At 60.7% G+C, this 17144-nt stretch carries 16 protein-coding genes; 11 read left to right on the forward strand and 5 right to left on the reverse strand.

Going from position 1 to position 17144, the window contains the following annotated elements:
* Nucleotides 1-34: 34 nt before the first annotated feature.
* The gene (locus ABFB52_RS23630) at nt 35-529 is read right to left on the reverse strand and encodes a CS1 type fimbrial major subunit (RefSeq protein ID WP_102687185.1); all 495 of its coding nucleotides are present in this window, start codon (nt 527-529) and stop codon (nt 35-37) included.
* Between the two features lie 495 nt (nt 530-1024).
* Here ABFB52_RS23630 and ABFB52_RS23635 point away from each other — a divergent pair, with 495 nt between their 5' ends.
* Together ABFB52_RS23635 and ABFB52_RS23640 are read left to right on the forward strand one after the other, a co-directional pair.
* A complete protein-coding gene (locus ABFB52_RS23635) occupies nt 1025-1600 on the forward strand; it encodes a PadR family transcriptional regulator (protein WP_011335784.1) in 576 nt (191 codons plus the stop codon).
* Nucleotides 1597-2382 (forward strand): siderophore-interacting protein, encoded by a 786-nt coding sequence (locus ABFB52_RS23640; protein ID WP_064383885.1) that lies wholly within the window; start codon nt 1597-1599, stop codon nt 2380-2382. The genes ABFB52_RS23635 and ABFB52_RS23640 overlap by 4 nt, the downstream gene beginning before the upstream one ends.
* Before the next feature lie 18 nt (nt 2383-2400).
* Here the strand turns inward: ABFB52_RS23640 and ABFB52_RS23645 are convergent, their stop codons facing one another.
* Together ABFB52_RS23645 and ABFB52_RS23650 are read right to left on the reverse strand one after the other, a co-directional pair.
* Nucleotides 2401-3039 carry a Pr6Pr family membrane protein gene (locus ABFB52_RS23645; RefSeq protein WP_129974266.1) on the reverse strand — a complete coding sequence of 213 codons (639 nt, stop codon included), beginning with the start codon at nt 3037-3039 and terminating at the stop codon, nt 2401-2403.
* 1 nt (nt 3040) lies between these two features.
* Nucleotides 3041-3271 carry a VF530 family protein gene (locus ABFB52_RS23650; protein ID WP_007956650.1) on the reverse strand — a complete coding sequence of 77 codons (231 nt, stop codon included), beginning with the start codon at nt 3269-3271 and terminating at the stop codon, nt 3041-3043.
* 300 nt (nt 3272-3571) lie between these two features.
* Between ABFB52_RS23650 and ABFB52_RS23655 the strand changes: the two genes are divergently transcribed.
* From ABFB52_RS23655 to cmoB, 9 genes are all read left to right on the forward strand, one after another.
* Nucleotides 3572-4933, forward strand: a complete 1362-nt coding sequence (locus ABFB52_RS23655) for a carbohydrate porin (RefSeq protein ID WP_129974267.1) — start codon at nt 3572-3574, stop codon at nt 4931-4933.
* A gap of 136 nt (nt 4934-5069) precedes the next feature.
* Entirely contained in the window at nt 5070-7481 is a 2412-nt protein-coding gene (locus ABFB52_RS23660) for a glucose/quinate/shikimate family membrane-bound PQQ-dependent dehydrogenase (RefSeq protein WP_129974268.1), read from the forward strand.
* Between the two features lie 396 nt (nt 7482-7877).
* Nucleotides 7878-8246: a DUF6124 family protein gene (locus tag ABFB52_RS23665; RefSeq protein WP_085745300.1), complete on the forward strand. Its 369-nt coding sequence runs from the start codon at nt 7878-7880 to the stop codon at nt 8244-8246.
* Nucleotides 8247-8861: 615 nt separating this feature from the next.
* Nucleotides 8862-11285 (forward strand): endopeptidase La, encoded by a 2424-nt coding sequence (gene lon / locus ABFB52_RS23670; protein WP_102688177.1) that lies wholly within the window; start codon nt 8862-8864, stop codon nt 11283-11285.
* A gap of 205 nt (nt 11286-11490) precedes the next feature.
* Complete coding sequence (locus tag ABFB52_RS23675) at nt 11491-11883, forward strand: protease inhibitor I42 family protein (protein WP_102716880.1); 393 nt, start codon at nt 11491-11493, stop codon at nt 11881-11883.
* Nucleotides 11884-11885: 2 nt separating this feature from the next.
* Nucleotides 11886-12539, forward strand: a complete 654-nt coding sequence (locus ABFB52_RS23680) for a lysoplasmalogenase (RefSeq protein ID WP_178082644.1) — start codon at nt 11886-11888, stop codon at nt 12537-12539.
* A gap of 128 nt (nt 12540-12667) precedes the next feature.
* Nucleotides 12668-13081, forward strand: coding sequence for a hypothetical protein (locus tag ABFB52_RS23685; protein ID WP_129974270.1), 414 nt, complete (start codon nt 12668-12670; stop codon nt 13079-13081).
* A 195-nt stretch (nt 13082-13276) separates the two neighbouring features.
* Entirely contained in the window at nt 13277-13984 is a 708-nt protein-coding gene (gene cmoA, locus ABFB52_RS23690; RefSeq protein WP_218888027.1) for a carboxy-S-adenosyl-L-methionine synthase CmoA, read from the forward strand.
* Nucleotides 13981-14937: a tRNA 5-methoxyuridine(34)/uridine 5-oxyacetic acid(34) synthase CmoB gene (gene cmoB / locus ABFB52_RS23695; protein ID WP_007956659.1), complete on the forward strand. Its 957-nt coding sequence runs from the start codon at nt 13981-13983 to the stop codon at nt 14935-14937. Before cmoA ends, cmoB begins: the two co-directional genes overlap by 4 nt.
* 181 nt (nt 14938-15118) lie before the next feature.
* On the opposite strand, the gene tadA is transcribed toward cmoB, so the two are convergent.
* Complete coding sequence (tadA, locus tag ABFB52_RS23700; RefSeq protein WP_129973676.1) at nt 15119-15619, reverse strand: tRNA adenosine(34) deaminase TadA; 501 nt, start codon at nt 15617-15619, stop codon at nt 15119-15121.
* Nucleotides 15619-16995: a multicopper oxidase family protein gene (locus ABFB52_RS23705; protein WP_085745305.1), complete on the reverse strand. Its 1377-nt coding sequence runs from the start codon at nt 16993-16995 to the stop codon at nt 15619-15621. The genes tadA and ABFB52_RS23705 overlap by 1 nt, the downstream gene beginning before the upstream one ends.
* Nucleotides 16996-17144 lie beyond the last annotated feature (149 nt).

The following is a 17144-nucleotide window of genomic DNA, read 5'->3' on the forward strand; positions in this document are numbered from 1 at the left end:
CTCTGGCAAGCTGCGTTGAGTGCGGATCAACCGATTACTTGCCACCACCGATCGGCGGCACGGCGTCGAAGGTCATGGCGACAACACCGGTGTAATCACCCGGCTGGAAGTTGCTGCCCTTGGCACTGATCTTCAGGGGTGCGCGGAAGTTGACGTCGGATTCCGACTCGCCCACAACCATTTGCGGGGTCAGGGTCAGTTCCTTGTTGTTGAACAGCACTTGCAGGTCGATGGCGGTGTTGCCGGCGATCAGTTTTGGCTGGCTTTCCAGGCTGGCATGAACCGAGCCGTTGTTATTGCGCACGTCGAAGAAACCATTGACTTCACGCATCTTGCCGGTGCTTGGCTGGAAGCTCATGTCCTGATCCTTGTTGACCAGATCGGAGTCGGTCGGCACCACGTAGAAACCGTTGGTCGGTACGTGGGCGATCAGGCTGATGGAGTGACGGGCTTCACCGGCGGCAAAGACCGCGGACGAGCTCAGGGCCAGGGCAGCGAGAGAAGCGGTGATTGCGATTTTCTTGAACATCGGTCAGTACCTGTTTTCTTTTTAAGGGAATCGAAACATTGAAGTTCATGTCATACCGGTCGATAAGTACCGAAAACATGGAAGTTCAATGCCGGGGCATGATCAACCCTTGTCTCAAGAATGTAAGCAGGCAACTTCCCACGAACTTGTAGTTAAACAACCTCGCAACATGAAAGAAAAAACATCAAAAAATCAGAATATACAAAAGTGACTGTAAGGCATTCCCTACCTACAGTTATTTACAAAAACCGTTACAGCAGTTTCGACAATACCAGCCAGCACTTTCTAATCTTTTTAGAATATACGCTCAAGCATTAATAGAGTGATAGCTTTAACTTTCCGGTTATTCCTGTCTCGATCAACCAGGTAGGGCGGTTCCTCCGTCAGCGCGTCTTGCTCACCGCTGACCACTCGTCAGCTCTGCGGCAAAAAGCTCTTGCCCAGCCGTAAAGATATATCTTAAGTTGTATCTAAAAACGACGAGAGAAGACTGAAATGAGAGACCATCATTCCCCCCACCGCGACCACGGCGACAGCCGTGACGGCTTCGAAAAACGCCACGGCCGCGAGCGCGGCGGTCGCGGCCCGCGGGTATTCGCCCCGGGCGATCTGAAATTGCTGTTGCTGGCGCTGATCGCCGAACAGCCGTGCCACGGCTATGACCTGATTCGCCAGATCGAAACCATGTTCGACGGCGCCTACAGCCCCAGCCCCGGCGTGATCTACCCGACCCTGACATTTCTCGAAGAAAGCGAAATGATCACCGGCGATGCCGAGGGCGGCAAAAAGCGCTATGCGGTGACCGATGCCGGCCGCCAATCCCTCAGCGAACAAGCGGTGGCGCTGGACGGCGTGCGCATGCGCATCGACGTCAGCAAGCGCTCGTTGCGCGGCCACGACCGGCCGCCGGAAATTCATGAAGCGGTGCACAACCTGCGCCACGCATTGCAGATGCACCACGGGCGCTGGAGCCCGGAAGAAATCCTGCGCGTACGCGACCTGCTCAATGACACCGCCAAAGCCATCGTCGACGGCCCCGCCGTTCAATCTGCCCCGGAGAAAGCCGAATGACCGCAGTCGATACCCAAACCATTCACCGCGTCATGCATGAAATCAAACGTCGCCGCCTGGAAGTGCTGCGAGTGGTCGACCTGACTCCGCGCATGCGCCGCATCACCCTCGGCGGGCCGGAGCTTGCAGGCTTCATCAGCCTCGGTACCGACGATCACGTCAAACTGCTGTTCCCGCAGAACGCCGAACAGGCCGCCGCGCTGGAAACTTTGGTGCTGGGTGCCGGCAAGAGCGACGTACCGATGCCCGAGATGCGCGACTACACCCCGCGTCGTTATGACCTCGACAAGCTAGAGCTGGACATCGATTTCGTCCTGCACGGCGACGGCCCTGCCTCGACCTGGGCCGAGCAGGCCAAACCGGGGCAGTTCCTGCACATCGGCGGCCCGCGTGGCTCGATGATCGTGCCGGACATTTTCGACAGCTACCTGCTGATCGGCGACGAAACCGCCCTGCCCGCCATCGCCCGCCGCCTCGAAGGCCTGGCGGCCAATCGCAAGGCGCTGGTAGTGATCGAAGTGGAAAACGGCAAGGAGCAGCAAACCCTGGAAAGCGCGGCGCAGGTCAATGTGATCTGGGTACTGCGCGAGGGCGGCAAGGACAACCTGCTGACGACCGTCAAACAATTGCAGGTGCCCAAGGGCAATCTGTATGCGTGGGTGGCGACCGAGACCAAGGTTTCGCGGCAGATCCGTCGGGTGCTGCTCGATGAGCACGGACTCGACGAGAAGTTCGTCAAAGCGGTCGGTTACTGGCGCGCCGAAGGCTCCGAAGAAGAGTGAATACGAGCGGCGGCGCTGCTAAAGGCGCCGCCCCTGCCAGCGATCAATCCCGATCACCAGCAACGCAATCAGCACAAACCCCAGCAGAATCCCCCCGGCATTGATGAACACCTGTGGATAACCCAGCAGCGCCACGTCAATGAACGGATAGGCGTAAGCCCCCAGCAAATGCCCGCGCAGCAGCGCATAGGCGAAGTACACCAGCGGATAGATCAGCCACAGCGGCAGGTGCTTCAGACGCAAAGTGCCCTTCGGCACACACAGCCACCAATAAGCCAGAAACAGCAGCGGCATCACGTCGTGGAGCAATTCGTCCGCGATAAATTGCCAGCCCTGCGGGTGCCACAGATGCCGCAGCAAAATACTGTAAGCCAGGCCCACCAACGCAATACTGACGGCAATCCCGCTGCTGACCCAAGGCTGCAGAAACCAGCGCCGTGCAGCGGATTCGCGATCCGTCACCGTGCAGGTCAGCACCACCGCCGCCAGGGTGTTGGTGAGCACGGTGAAGTAACTGAAAAAACTCACCAGCCCGCCCAGCAGACTGGCGCCGACGCTCAGGCGTGCGAAGAAAATCAGGTACAGCTGAATCCCCAGCCCGGCCCAGCCCAGCACCGCGGCCGAAGTAATCAGGCGTCGCCGCCATACGGCGTCCATCTCAGAGCGGTCGCTTGGTGCGCATCAGTTTCACGTACAGCCGCTCGACTTTCTCCCGCGCCCATGGCGTCTTGCGCAAAAAGGTCAGGCTCGACTTGATGGTCGGATCGCTCTTGAAGCAACGGATGTCGATGCGCTCGGCCAGGCCCGACCATTCGTAGTGGGTCACCAGTGCATTGAGGATCTGTTCGAGGGTCACGCCGTGCAGCGGATCGGGATTGTGGTCGTTCATGCCGGGCCTTTGGGCGAAGTGAAAATGCAGAAGCCGCGCACCTTAGCCGAGGGCATGGGCGGGTGGAAGGCCTTGGGTTAAATGTAGGCCAACCGGAGAAGATCGCAGCCTGCGCCAACGCCCGCAATGCGCTGTATTGCCGCACTGTTACCGAATCCGAAAGGGTTCATGTCTGCAAAAGCACTTTGTGTTTTTGTAACAGGACATTATCCTGCCGCCCTTCTACTGAATCGCTTCACTGCCTGCGTCAAATCGTAGCGGCCAGCTTATCCCCCAAAAAGATCAAGAAAGACCCTATTCATGCCCGATTTTCCGTTCTCCCGAGACAGCGCTATCTCCACCCTGCGCCTGATCGGCGGCTGCACCGCCCTTGGCCTCGCCACCTGCACCCAGGCCGCCCCGGCCTTCGACAGTGAATCACCGTGGATGCTCGGTGACTGGAACGGCACCCGCAACGAACTCGCGGCAAAAGGTATCGACTTCAAGCTCGACTACACCGGCGAAATGGGCAGCAACCTGCACGGCGGCTACGACCACGACCGCACCGCGCGCTACAGCGACCAATGGGGCCTCGGCACTCATCTGGACCTGCAAAAACTGCTGGGCTGGAACGACGCTGAATTCCAACTGACCGTGACCAAGCGCAGCGGCAACAACATCAGCAACGACCGCATCAACGACCCGCGCGTCGGTGGCTTCACCTCGGCCCAGGAAGTCTGGGGCCGTGGCCAGACCACCCGCCTGACGCAGATGTGGTACCAGCAGAAATTCTTCGACCAGAAGCTCGATATCAAGGTCGGCCGCTTCGGCGAAGGCGAAGACTTCAACACCTTCCCGTGCGACTTCCAGAACCTGGCGTTCTGCGGCTCGCAAGTCGGCAACTGGGTCGGCGGCATCTGGTACAACTGGCCGGTCAGCCAATGGGCGCTGCGCGTCAAATATCACCTGACGCCGGAGCTGTATGCGCAAGTCGGCGCCTACGAGCAGAACCCGTCGAACCTCGATCGCGGTAACGGCTTCAAGCTCAGCGGCAGCGGCACCCAAGGCGCGATCCTGCCGATCGAACTGGTGTGGAAGCCCAAGCTCAACGGCCTGCCAGGCGAATACCGCGCCGGTTACTACTACAGCAACGCCAAGGCCACCGACGCCTATAAAGACAGCAACGGCCAGCCGGCCGCGCTGAGCGGCGAAGCCTATCGCAGCGCTTCGAGCAAACACGGCGTGTGGCTCGGCGTGCAGCAGCAGGTCACCAGCGTCGCCAGCGACAATTCCCGTGGTCTGAGCGTGTTCGCCAACGGCACGATGCACGACAAGAAAACCAACGCCATCGACAACTACGTCCAGGCCGGCGTGGTCTACAAAGGCCTGTTCGACGCCCGCGCCAAGGACGACATCGGTTTCGCCCTGGCCCGCGTCCACGTCAACCCGGCCTATCGCAAGAACGCCGAGGCGACCAACCAGGCCCGCGCCGTCTACGACTATTACGATCCGTCCTTCCTGCCGCCGCAGGACACCGAATACAGCGCTGAACTCTATTACGGCGTGCACGTCACCAACTGGCTGACCGTGCGCCCGAACCTGCAATACATCCGCCATCCGGGCGGTGTGGACAAGGTCGACGACGCGCTGATCGGCGGGATCAAGATCCAGTCGTCGTTCTGACCCAATGCAGGCCGCTCAGGCCTGCAGATGAAATTCGATAGCAAGACAAGTTTTTATCTGAACCATGCCCGCGCCCGATCGTCATCTACAGTGACTACAGCGCGGGACTACTTGAAACGTCACGGAGAACCACACTATGAGCACTGAAGGTGCTTCGAGTCGAAGCCGTCTTCTGCCGAACCTGCTCGGCATTCTGCTTCTGCTGATGGGCCTGGCCATGCTGGCCGGGGGAATCAAGCTGAGTACGCTCGGCGGCTCGCTGTATTACCTGCTGGCCGGTATCGGCATCACGCTGACCGGCATTCTGATGCTGATGCGTCGTCGCGCAGCATTGGGCCTGTACGCCATCGTGCTGTTCGCCAGCACCGTCTGGGCGCTGTGGGAAGTCGGTCTGGACTGGTGGCAACTGGTGCCGCGCCTGGCACTGTGGTTTGTCCTCGGTTTCGTGATGCTGCTGCCGTGGTTCCGTCGCCCGCTGCTGCTCGCAGGCCCGGCGCCGATGGGCACCGGCGGCCTGACCGTGGCCGTGATTCTGGCCGGCGTCACCGCCCTGGCCAGCCTGTTCACCCATCCGGGCGAAATCTTTGGCGAACTGGGTCGCGAGACCGCCGACACCACCAGCACCGCGCCAGCCATGCCTGATGGCGACTGGCAGGCCTATGGCCGCACCGAATTCGGTGACCGCTACTCGCCACTGAAGCAGATCACCCCCGCCAACGTCGGCAAGCTGCAGGAAGCCTGGCGCATCCAGACCGGCGACCTGCCGACCGCCGATGACCCGGTCGAGCTGACCAACGAAAACACCCCGCTGAAAGCCAACGGCATGCTCTACGCCTGCACCGCGCACAGCAAAGTGCTGGCGCTGGACCCGGACACCGGCAAGGAACTGTGGCGCTTCGACCCGCAGATCAAGAGCCCGGTCGGCTTCAAGGGCTTCGCCCACATGACCTGCCGTGGCGTGTCGTACTACGACGAAGCCGCCTACGCCAAGTCTGAAAACGCTGCGTCCGCCGTCGTCTCCGAGGCTGGCAAAGCCGTCGCCCAGGCCTGCCCGCGTCGCCTGTACCTGCCGACCGCCGACGCTCGCCTGATCGCACTGAACGCCGACACCGGCAAGATCTGCGAAGGCTTCGGCACCAACGGTGTGGTTGACCTGACCCAGGGCATCGGCCCGTTCACCGCCGGTGGTTACTACTCGACTTCGCCTGCCGCTATCACCCGTGATCTGGTAATCATGGGCGGTCACGTCACCGACAACGAGTCGACCAACGAACCGTCCGGCGTGATCCGCGCCTACGACGTACGCGACGGTCACCTCGTCTGGAACTGGGACAGCAACAACCCGGACGCCACCGAGCCTTTGGCACCGGGCGAAACCTACAGCCGCAACTCGGCCAACATGTGGTCGCTGGCCAGCGTCGATGAAAAACTCGGCATGGTTTACCTGCCACTGGGCAACCAGACCCCGGACCAGTGGGGCGCCGACCGCACCCCGGGCGCCGAGAAATTCAGCGCCGGCGTCGTGGCTCTGGACCTGGCCACCGGTAAAGTCCGCTGGAACTACCAGTTCACCCACCATGACCTGTGGGACATGGACGTCGGCAGCCAGCCAACCCTGCTGGACATGAAAACCGCCGATGGCATCAAACCTGCGCTGATCGCCCCGACCAAGCAGGGCAGCCTGTACGTCCTCGACCGTCGCGACGGCACGCCGATCATCCCGATCCGCGAGATCCCGGTTCCGCAAGGCGCCGTGAAAGGCGACCACACAGCCCCGACCCAGGCCCGTTCGGACCTGAACCTGCTGGCCCCGGAACTGACCGAAAAAGCCATGTGGGGCGCCAGCCCGTTCGACCAGATGCTGTGCCGCATCCAGTTCAAGGAACTGCGCTACGAAGGCCAATACACGCCTCCGTCGGAACAGGGCAGCCTGATCTATCCGGGTAACGTCGGCGTGTTCAACTGGGGCGGCGTCTCGGTCGACCCGGTTCGCCAGATGCTGTTCACCAGCCCGAACTACATGGCCTTCGTCTCGAAAATGGTGCCACGCGAGCAAGTCGCGGCCGGCAGCAAACGCGAGAGCGAAACCGCTGGCGTGCAGCCAAACACCGGCGCGCCATACGCGGTGATCATGCACCCGTTCATGTCGCCACTGGGCGTACCGTGCCAGGCCCCGGCCTGGGGCTACGTCGCCGGTATCGACCTGACCACCGGCAAAGTCGTCTGGAAACGCAAAAACGGCACCAGCCGCGACAGCTCGCCCATCCCGATCGGCTTCACCCTGGGCGTGCCAAGCATGGGCGGCTCGATCGTCACCGCCGGCGGCGTCGGCTTCCTCAGCGGCACCCTCGACCAGTACCTGCGCGCCTACGACGTGAACACCGGTAAAGAACTGTGGAAATCGCGTCTGCCCGCGGGTGGTCAAGCGACTCCGATGACCTATACCGGCAAGGACGGCAAGCAATACGTCCTGCTCGTGGTGGGCGGTCACGGCTCGCTGGGCACCAAGATGGGTGATTATGTGATTGCGTACAAACTGCCGGAATAAGTTTTAGCGGCGGTAAGGAAAAAGGCGATGCCCTGTGAGGGGTGTCGCCTTTTTTTGTGGGCTGCGGTTTTATTAAACGAGGTGTTTATGTCCTACAGAAGGGGTGTTTGCGGGGGATGTTTCTGACATGTCGCGTCGGTTGTGGGTCGGAAATGGGGTGGATAGGCTTTGGGGGTCGCTGCAAATTCAGCGAACGGGCGTCGCGGCCCAACTTCTGAGGCATAATTGCCGCCGCTTAACAGCAGCACCTCAAGTGCTTGTATATGGTGGCTGTGCGCGGGATACCTTCGGGTATGCCGAATGCCTCAGGTCGGTCCGCGAACCCGCGTACAGCTGCCACCCCTCTTTTTGCGTCGCGGCAATTAGAGGAATGGACCCATTCCTGAGGAGTAAAAAATGAAAAAGCCAACACCCAATCCCCCCGAATCAAACGACACCTCGCCCTACGAATCCGCCGATTCAAAGAAACTCCACGACGCCGCCGAACGCGCGCTCGACCACCATTTCAATCCCATCCCCAAAAAATGCCCCGGTCGCCGACCGAGCCAGATGTTCCAGGTCTCGCCAGACATGGACGATGAAAGCCTGTTGGCCCATGCCTGTGAGTCCCTGGCTACCGCCAGTGTCATGGCCAGTGATGTAGCGGCTTTTGTCGATACGCCGCAGCGGCACCGGATCCTGGGCATTCAGCAGGTGATCATGCTGGCGGAACTGGCGGTGAATCGGGTGCTGGATAACGTTGAGGTCAGTCGATATCCGGCATAAATGCTGATGAGGTCTCTGCGGGAGTCAGGCTTGTGGTGAGTCAGTCATGACGCTGCCCTCACCCTAGCCCTCTCCCGGAGGGAGAGGGGACTGACCGAGTTGATCAATCGATGTACATCGACCTGAAAGTCCGAGTCGACCTCAAGTTTGCAAAGCCCACAAACCACACCTCTCAAGGATGAGCGTTAGCTCGACAAAGCTCTTGATCTTGATCCACCCGTCCCTTCGGAAGGCTGAGTGGAGGTGTTCATCCGGGGATTGGCGCGCAGCGCCGTTTGGCGAAGCCGAACTCATCGACGAAGTCGATGCCCCCGGAGGGACGCCGGAGCGAAGGAACCCGAGCCTGCGAGGGCCGAACGCCGGGACGAGCCTTTTTGGGTACTTTTTTGGCGTTTGAAAAAAGTGCCTCGCCGTAAGGGCGAAACCGCCAGCGGGCGCACCCGAAGAAACGGATATGTACTCGATAAATCCCCAGCATGGCCGGCCCAAAGGCCGCCAAGCCCAACCCCAAAACCCTGTCAAAACCCTGAACACACAAGCAGAAACACCCACCCCCATTGAAACCACCCAAACCCTGCCCCATCTAACAGCCATACCCAATTGCGCAGGTGCCCCATGAGCGACCAGCAAGAATTCCCCGAGAACCCCGACGACATCACCGAAACCGACGCCGAACACATCGAACACCACGTCCCCGGCAAAGGCCTGGCCCTGCCCGGCCAGAACCTGCCGGACAAGGTCTACATCATCCCGATCCACAACCGCCCGTTCTTCCCGGCCCAGGTCCTGCCGGTCATCGTCAACGAAGAACCCTGGGCCGAAACCCTCGAACTGGTCAGCAAATCCGAACACCACTCCCTGGCCCTGTTCTTCATGGACACACCCCAGGAAGACCCGCGCCACTTCGACACCAAGGCGTTGCCGCAATACGGCACCCTGGTCAAGGTGCACCACGCCAGTCGCGAAAACGGCAAACTGCAATTCGTCGCCCAGGGCCTGAGTCGCGTGCGCATCAAGACCTGGCTCAAACACCATCGCCCGCCGTATCTGGTGGAAGTCGAATACCCGCACCAGCCCACCGAGCCGACCGACGAGGTCAAGGCCTACGGCATGGCGCTGATCAACGCGATCAAGGAACTGCTGCCGCTCAACCCGCTGTACAGCGAAGAGCTGAAGAACTACCTCAACCGCTTCAGCCCCAACGATCCGTCGCCGCTGACCGACTTTGCCGCCGCCCTCACATCGGCGACTGGCAATGAGCTGCAAGAAGTGCTCGACTGCGTGCCGATGCTCAAGCGCATGGAAAAAGTCCTGCCGATGCTGCGCAAGGAAGTCGAAGTCGCGCGCCTGCAAAAAGAAATCTCCGCCGAAGTGAACCGCAAGATCGGCGAGCACCAGCGCGAGTTCTTCCTTAAAGAACAGCTCAAGGTCATCCAGCAGGAACTCGGCCTGACCAAGGACGACCGCAGCGCCGACCTCGAACAGTTCGAGCAGCGCCTGGAAGGCAAAGTGCTGCCGACGCAGGTGCAGAAGCGCCTCGAAGAAGAGATGAACAAGCTGTCGATCCTCGAAACCGGATCGCCGGAATACGCGGTCACCCGCAACTACCTCGACTGGGCAACCTCGGTGCCGTGGGGCGTGTACGGCGAGGACAAACTCGACCTCAAGCACGCGCGCAAGGTGCTCGACAAACACCACGCCGGCCTCGACGACATCAAGGACCGGATCCTCGAATTCCTCGCGGTCGGTGCCTATAAAGGCGAGATCAGCGGCTCCATCGTGCTGCTGGTCGGCCCGCCGGGCGTGGGTAAAACCAGCGTCGGCAAATCGATCGCCGAATCCCTTGGTCGGCCGTTCTACCGCTTTAGCCTCGGCGGCATGCGCGACGAAGCCGAGATCAAGGGCCACCGCCGCACCTACATCGGCGCGCAGCCGGGCAAACTCGTGCAGGCGTTGAAAGACGTCGAAGTGATGAACCCGGTGATCATGCTCGACGAGATCGACAAGATGGGTCAGAGCTACCAGGGCGACCCGGCCTCGGCGCTGCTGGAAACCCTCGACCCGGAACAGAACGTCGAATTCCTCGACCACTATCTGGACCTGCGGATGGACCTGTCGAAAGTCCTGTTCGTCTGCACCGCCAACACCCTGGATTCGATCCCCGGCCCGCTGCTGGACCGGATGGAAGTGATTCGCCTGTCGGGCTACATCACCGAAGAAAAAGTCGCCATCGCCAAACGCCACCTGTGGCCGAAACTGCTGGAAAAGGCCGGCGTGTCCAAGGGCAGCCTGAGCATCAGCGACACGGCGCTCAAAGCCTTGATCGACGGCTACGCCCGTGAAGCCGGCGTGCGCCAGCTGGAAAAACAGATGGGCAAACTGGTGCGCAAAGCGGTGATGAAGCTGATCGACGATCCGAAAGCGGTGATCAAGATCGGGCCGAAAGACCTTGAAGCGTCCCTTGGTCATCCGGTGTTCCGCAACGAGCAAGTGCTGTCCGGCACCGGCGTGATCACCGGTCTGGCCTGGACCAGCATGGGCGGCGCGACCTTGCCGATCGAGGCCACGCGGATTCACACGTTCAATCGTGGTTTCAAACTGACCGGGCAACTGGGCGATGTGATGAAGGAGTCGGCGGAGATCGCCTACAGCTACGTCAGTTCGCACCTCAAATCTTTTGGTGGCGATCCGAAGTTCTTCGACGAAGCCTTCGTCCACCTGCACGTGCCGGAAGGCGCGACACCGAAAGACGGCCCGAGCGCCGGCGTGACCATGGCCAGCGCCCTGCTCTCCCTCGCCCGTAATCAGGCGCCGAAAAAAGGCGTGGCGATGACCGGTGAATTGACGCTGACCGGGCATGTACTGCCGATTGGCGGAGTGCGCGAGAAGGTGATTGCGGCGCGGCGGCAGAAGATCTTCGAGTTGATTCTGCCGGAGGCGAATCGCGGCAACTTCGAAGAGCTGCCGGATTACTTGAAGGAAGGCATTACCGTGCATTTCGCCAAGAAGTTTGCGGATGTAGCGAAGGTGCTTTTTTGATCACTCTGTAACGATCGTTCCCACGCTCTGCGTGGGAATGCATCCTGTGACGCTCCGCGTCACGCTTGCGAAGGAACGCAGAGCGTCCTGGGCGGCATTCCCACGCGGAGCGTGGGAACGATCACGCCAAGCCTGGCGTTGTCACACTTTGTCTCATCTTCAGTTATGCTCGCCGTTCGTCGCCAACGCCGGAGCCACTGAATCCATGTCCCCCCTTCGCCTGTTTGTCCCCCTGTCCCTCGCCCTGCTGGCCGCCTGTGCCACGCAACCGAAAACCAACGTGACCGTGGAAAAACAGAGCGAATGCCCGGTGCGCCTCACCAACGGGCAAAACCTGATCGTCATGCTCCCGAGCAACCCCACCACCGGCTACCGCTGGGCCATCCAGGATTCCGCCGGCGGCGTATTGCGCGCCCTCAGCCCCGAGGTCTACAGCAATCCGGAAGATGCCGGCGTGGTCGGCGCGGCCGGTCTCTCGACCTGGCGCTTCCAGGCGTTCGCCCCCGGCACCGGCCGTCTGCGCCTGACTTCGCAACAGCCTTGGGCGCCGGAAGTGTTGCCGGTGGAAACCTTTGACTGCGCCATTTCGGTGAACTGATCGTGGGCTGGCTGATCCTCGCGCTGATGGGCGCCGTGACCTTTCTCTATGGCGTCAGCACCCACGCGGCGCTGCTTTGCCTGCTGGTCAAACCGCTGCCGGTATTGGCGTTGCTCGGCTGGCTGCACGATGCGCCACCGAGCGACTATCGGCGCTGGATCAGCCTCGGTCTGATTTTCTCGCTGGTCGGTGATGTACTGCTGGCGTGGCCGGGGGATTTGTTTGTCTTCGGTCTCGGCGCATTTCTGGTTGCGCATCTGGCGTATCTCAAGGCTTACCTCAGCGATTGCCGACGCCTGGCCCTGCTGCCGCTGATCCTGGCCCTCAGCGTGGGTGCAGTGTTGTTGGGCATATTGATCAGCAGCGGACTCGGCCCGTTGACCGTGCCAGTGATCGTCTACGGAACGGCCATCAGCGCCATGCTCTGGCGCGCTCTCGCCCGACTCGGCAGCGGCGTACCGCAACGTTCGGCATTGCTGGCGGCGGGTGGCGCGGTGGCGTTCGTGTTTTCCGACAGCGTGATCGGTATCAACCGGTTCGTCTCACCGTTCAATGCGGCGCCCTACATCATCATCCTCAGTTATTGGCTGGGGCAGTGGGGCATCGTCGCCTCGGCGTTCAAGCATCCGAATGAAGCTAAAGCCGATTTGCGATAAAAAGCGTCGAGCTCATTAGAAAATCGCATTAAAAACTGTCATTTCCGACAGTTAAATCCGCGCCCCCCCTCAGCTTAAAGTGCAGTGAGAGACAGCAAACCGCCTGTCAATCGCCCGAGGGATCGACCATGAATAATCAGATAGAAAACGCCGATACGAACAACACCTTCAAATGCCAGATTGATAGCGGCGAGGCCTTCTACTTCCCAACCGTGAATTGCTTTCTCAGCAATTTTTTAAGGATTACGGGAGCGCAGGAGGAGTTTGAGCAGCAGATTGAGAATCTCGAATTCAACTTTGCTCCCGACATCCAAAGTGGCGAATACAAACTCAATGATCCGGGCGTCAACGTTGATGTCAGAACGGGCTGGGTGAACACTCGATATACCGCGACATCTTTGACCCTGAAACTCACGGTAGATCACTCCTCCAAGAGCATCTCCGGCGTATACGCCATCCAGACCGTGCAGGACTATGGAGGGGTAGTTGAACCAGGAATCGATGTGAACGGAAATTTCGCAGCCAATTACATTATCTCGTAAGTCTTGCCGCAATCTGGACCCGAGAAGGTTTCAGGCTAAGTTGATCGAGTTTTGAACTTTAGCCTGACTCCGACCAGCACGGTTTATCAGACAACCCGCGCATCTGCGCGCCAGTTTGGCTAAAATGCCGGCCTTTTCATCGACACCGCCGGAACCGCCGTGAGCAAAGAACCCGATCGCATTTTCGCCCAGCCGATGGCCCAGGTGCCTGACTTCGCCTTCAACGAAGACGTGGTGCGGGTGTTCCCGGACATGATCAAGCGTTCGGTGCCGGGTTACCCGACCATCGTCGAGAACCTCGGCGTGCTCGCGGCGCAGTTCGCCCAGCCGAACAGCGTGCTCTACGACCTCGGAGCTTCGCTCGGTGCGGTGACCCAAGCCCTGCGCCGCCACGTACGCACCGACGGTTGCCGTGTGATCGCGGTGGATAACTCGGCTGCCATGGTCGAGCGCTGCCGCGAGTACCTCAACGGTCAGGATTCGATGTTCCAGGAGTTGCTGCCGGTCGAAGTGATCGAAGGCGACATCCTCGCCCTCGACTTCAAACCGGCCTCGGTGGTGGCGTTGAACTTCACCCTGCAATTCATTGCCCCGGATCAGCGTACGGCGTTGCTGTCACGCATCCGCCAATCGTTGCTGCCAGGCGGCGCGCTGATTCTGTCGGAGAAGCTGCGTTTCAACGATGCCGAAGAACACGCGCTGCTGACCGACCTGCACGTCGCGTTCAAGCGCGCCAACGGCTACAGCGAACTGGAAATCGCCCAGAAGCGCAGCGCCATCGAAAATGTCATGAAGCCCGACAGCCTCGAAGAACACCGTGAGCGCCTGCTGGCTGCCGGGTTCTCGAAAGTCGTGCCGTGGTTCCAGTGTCTTAACTTTGCCTCGTTGATTGCCTTGCCATGATTGATCTGTCTCCCCTCGCCCGCCGTCTGGCCGGCACGCCGCTGGCCGAATGGGCCAACACCCTGCAAGTGCAGCTCGACAAGAAAATGGAGAAAGGTCACGGCGATCTGGAGCGCTGGCAAAGTGCGCTGGACGCCTTGCCGAAGATCCAGCCGACCGAAGTCGACCTGCTCGACGGCCTGAAACTCGACACCGATTGCGACGACGAAACCCGCGCACAAATGCGCACCGCACTGATGGGCCTGTCGCCGTGGCGCAAAGGGCCGTTCGATCTGTTCGGCGTGCACGTCGACACCGAATGGCGCTCGGACTGGAAGTGGTCGCGGGTCGCTCCGCATCTGGATCTGAAGGGCAAACGCATCCTCGATGTCGGTTGCGGTAACGGCTACTACATGTGGCGCATGCTCGGTGCCGGCGCCGACAGCGTGATCGGCGTCGACCCGAACTGGCTGTTCTTCTGCCAGTTCCAGGCGGTGCAGCGTTATCTGTCAGAACCGAATGCCTGGCACCTGCCGTTCCCTTTCGAAGACCTGCCGCCGAATCTGGAAGGTTTCGACACGGTGTTTTCGATGGGTGTGTTCTATCACCGTCGTTCGCCGATCGAGCATTTGCTGGCGCTGAAAGATTGCCTGGTGAAAGGCGGCGAACTGGTCCTGGAGACGCTGGTGGTCGAAGGCGACAAGCATCAGGTGCTGGTGCCGGAAGACCGTTATGCGCAGATGCGTAATGTGTGGTTCCTGCCGTCGGTGCCGGCGCTGGAATTGTGGCTGCGTCGTGCCGGGTTTACTGACGTGAAATGTGTGGATGTGAGCACCACCACTGTTGAAGAGCAGCGCGGGACAGAGTGGATGAAGTATCAGTCGTTGAGTGATTTCCTTGATCCGGAAGATCACAGCAAGACGATTGAAGGACTGCCGGCGCCGATGCGGGCGGTCATCGTCGCGAAGAAATAACCCGCTCTCCCGAACACCACGGTGAGCCCACCCCTCACCCCAGCCCTCCCGAAACGTCGGACCGCCCCAAGGAGAGGGAGCCGATCTTGGAGCTTTTCAAAACTTAAGTTCGACTCGATAACTCAGGTCGGCGGATCTCGCCCATCCAATCCGGTCAGTCCCCTCTCCCTCCGGGAGAGGGTTAGGGTGAGGGGCTTTTTGCTCTGCGGGCACGGAAAAATTCAGTCAACACCGCCCCACACTCCTCCGCCAACACCCCACCTTCATACAACACTCGATGGTTGAGAAAGCCCTGAGTGAAGAACTGCCCCTGACTCTGCACAATCCCGGCCTTGGGCTCCAGCGCGCCATACACCACTCGCGCAACCCGCGAATGCACGATCAGCCCGGCGCACATGCTGCACGGTTCCAGCGTCACGTAGAGCGTGCTGCCCGGCAGACGATAGTTGCTCACAGCCTGTGCAGCGGCGCGAATCGCGACCATTTCCGCATGTGCACTCGGGTCGCTGGTACTGATCGGACAGTTGAAACCGCGCCCGATGATTTCGCCATCCTGCACCAGCACTGCGCCCACGGGCACTTCGCCGAGGGCTGCGCCTTGGGCCGCCAGATCCAGCGCCTCGCGCATGAAGTCGCGGTCTCGGCTGCGGTCGATGATCGCCGCGGGGCGAATCTGGCGCATCACTTCACCTCGATGGCGGCCATCAGGCCGGTTTCCATGTGGTCGATCACGTGGCAGTGGAACATCCACACCCCCGGGTTATCCGCCACCAGCGCCACTTGCGCGCGCTCGTTCTTGCCCAGCAGATACGTGTCGGTGAAATACGGCACGATCTTGTGCCGGTTCGACGCAATCACCTTGAAGCTCATGCCGTGCAGGTGGATCGGGTGCTGGTACTGGGTCATGTTCTTCAATTCGAAAATATAGCTCTGGCCCAGTTTCAGGCTGGCGATCGGCCGGTCGGCGCAGGTCTTGTCGGTGATGTCCCAGGCCTTGCCGTTGATCTGCCACAGGCTCGGCGGCTTGCCGTTGTCGACATTCACCGACACCGAACCGACCCATTCGAAATTGAAGTTGAGTTTCTCGGCATTGGCCAGGTCCGGCTCGGCCACCGGGTTGGCCGGCAATGCTTTCGGCCAGTCGGTCGGCGCGTCATTGTTGGCCACCGACCGCAGGGTGCCCAGGCGAACCGGGCCGTTGCGCAGCGACAGTTCCTCACCGGCAGGTGGTGCCTTGATCGCCAGGCAGATGCGCATGCCCGGACCCAGCCAGTATTCCTTGCCCAGCGGCCGCGGCTCGACCGGGTTGCCGTCCAGCGCATAGATCTGCGCTTCGACACCAGGAATGTTGATGCGATAGGTCAGGGTGTTGTCGAGGTTGAGCAGACGAACCCGGGTGATCTGCCCGGCCGGCAACTCGATCACCGGCGTAGGCACGCCGTTGATGGTCGACAGCCGCCCCGCCGTACCGCCACGGGCCGCTTCGCGCGGAATGCTGAACTCGACGAAGTTGCCTTCGTCGTCGATGTGCCAGTTCTTCAGGCTCAGGGTCTTTTCGTACTTGAACCCGGTCGGCTCGCGCTCCTCGACAATCAACGGCCCGACCAGCCCGCGACCGAGTTCCTCACTGCTGCTGACGTGCGGGTGATACCAGTAGCTGCCGGCGTCCGGCACACGGAATTTGTAATCGAAGTATTCGCCCGGCAGCACCGGCAATTGCGAAACGTACGGCACGCCGTCCATCTCCAGCGGCAGGCGGATGCCGTGCCAGTGAATGGTGGTCGCCACCGGCAGATGGTTGATGAAGCGCACCCGCAACCACTCGCCCTGACGCACGCGTAATTCGGTGCCCGGCGCCGATGGGCCAAACGCCCAGGCTTCGGTCTTGTGCCCTGGCACCAGCTCGACGTCCAGTGGCGCGGCGATCAGCTCGTAGTCATGCCCCGCATCGGCATCGGCCATCTTGCCCAGCCAGTAACGCGACGCGCCCCCCGCTCCTACGCCAACGACAACAAGACCGGCCAGGCCACCGAGGATTTGGCGACGGGTAAAGGACATGAACTCAACTACCTCACGTATCTGCGGCGGGCCCGCAGGCCCGAAAGGGCGAATACGATACACCCGCAGATGAGAAACAGTAAGGGCAGCGCGGCGACTGGCCGCAGTTCCTCAGAGCGAAAAGCAGGACTCAACTGCTGCAAATTGCC

This window comes from Pseudomonas sp. 9.2(2024), assembly GCF_039695385.1.
GTDB lineage: Bacteria > Pseudomonadota > Gammaproteobacteria > Pseudomonadales > Pseudomonadaceae > Aquipseudomonas > Aquipseudomonas paraglycinae.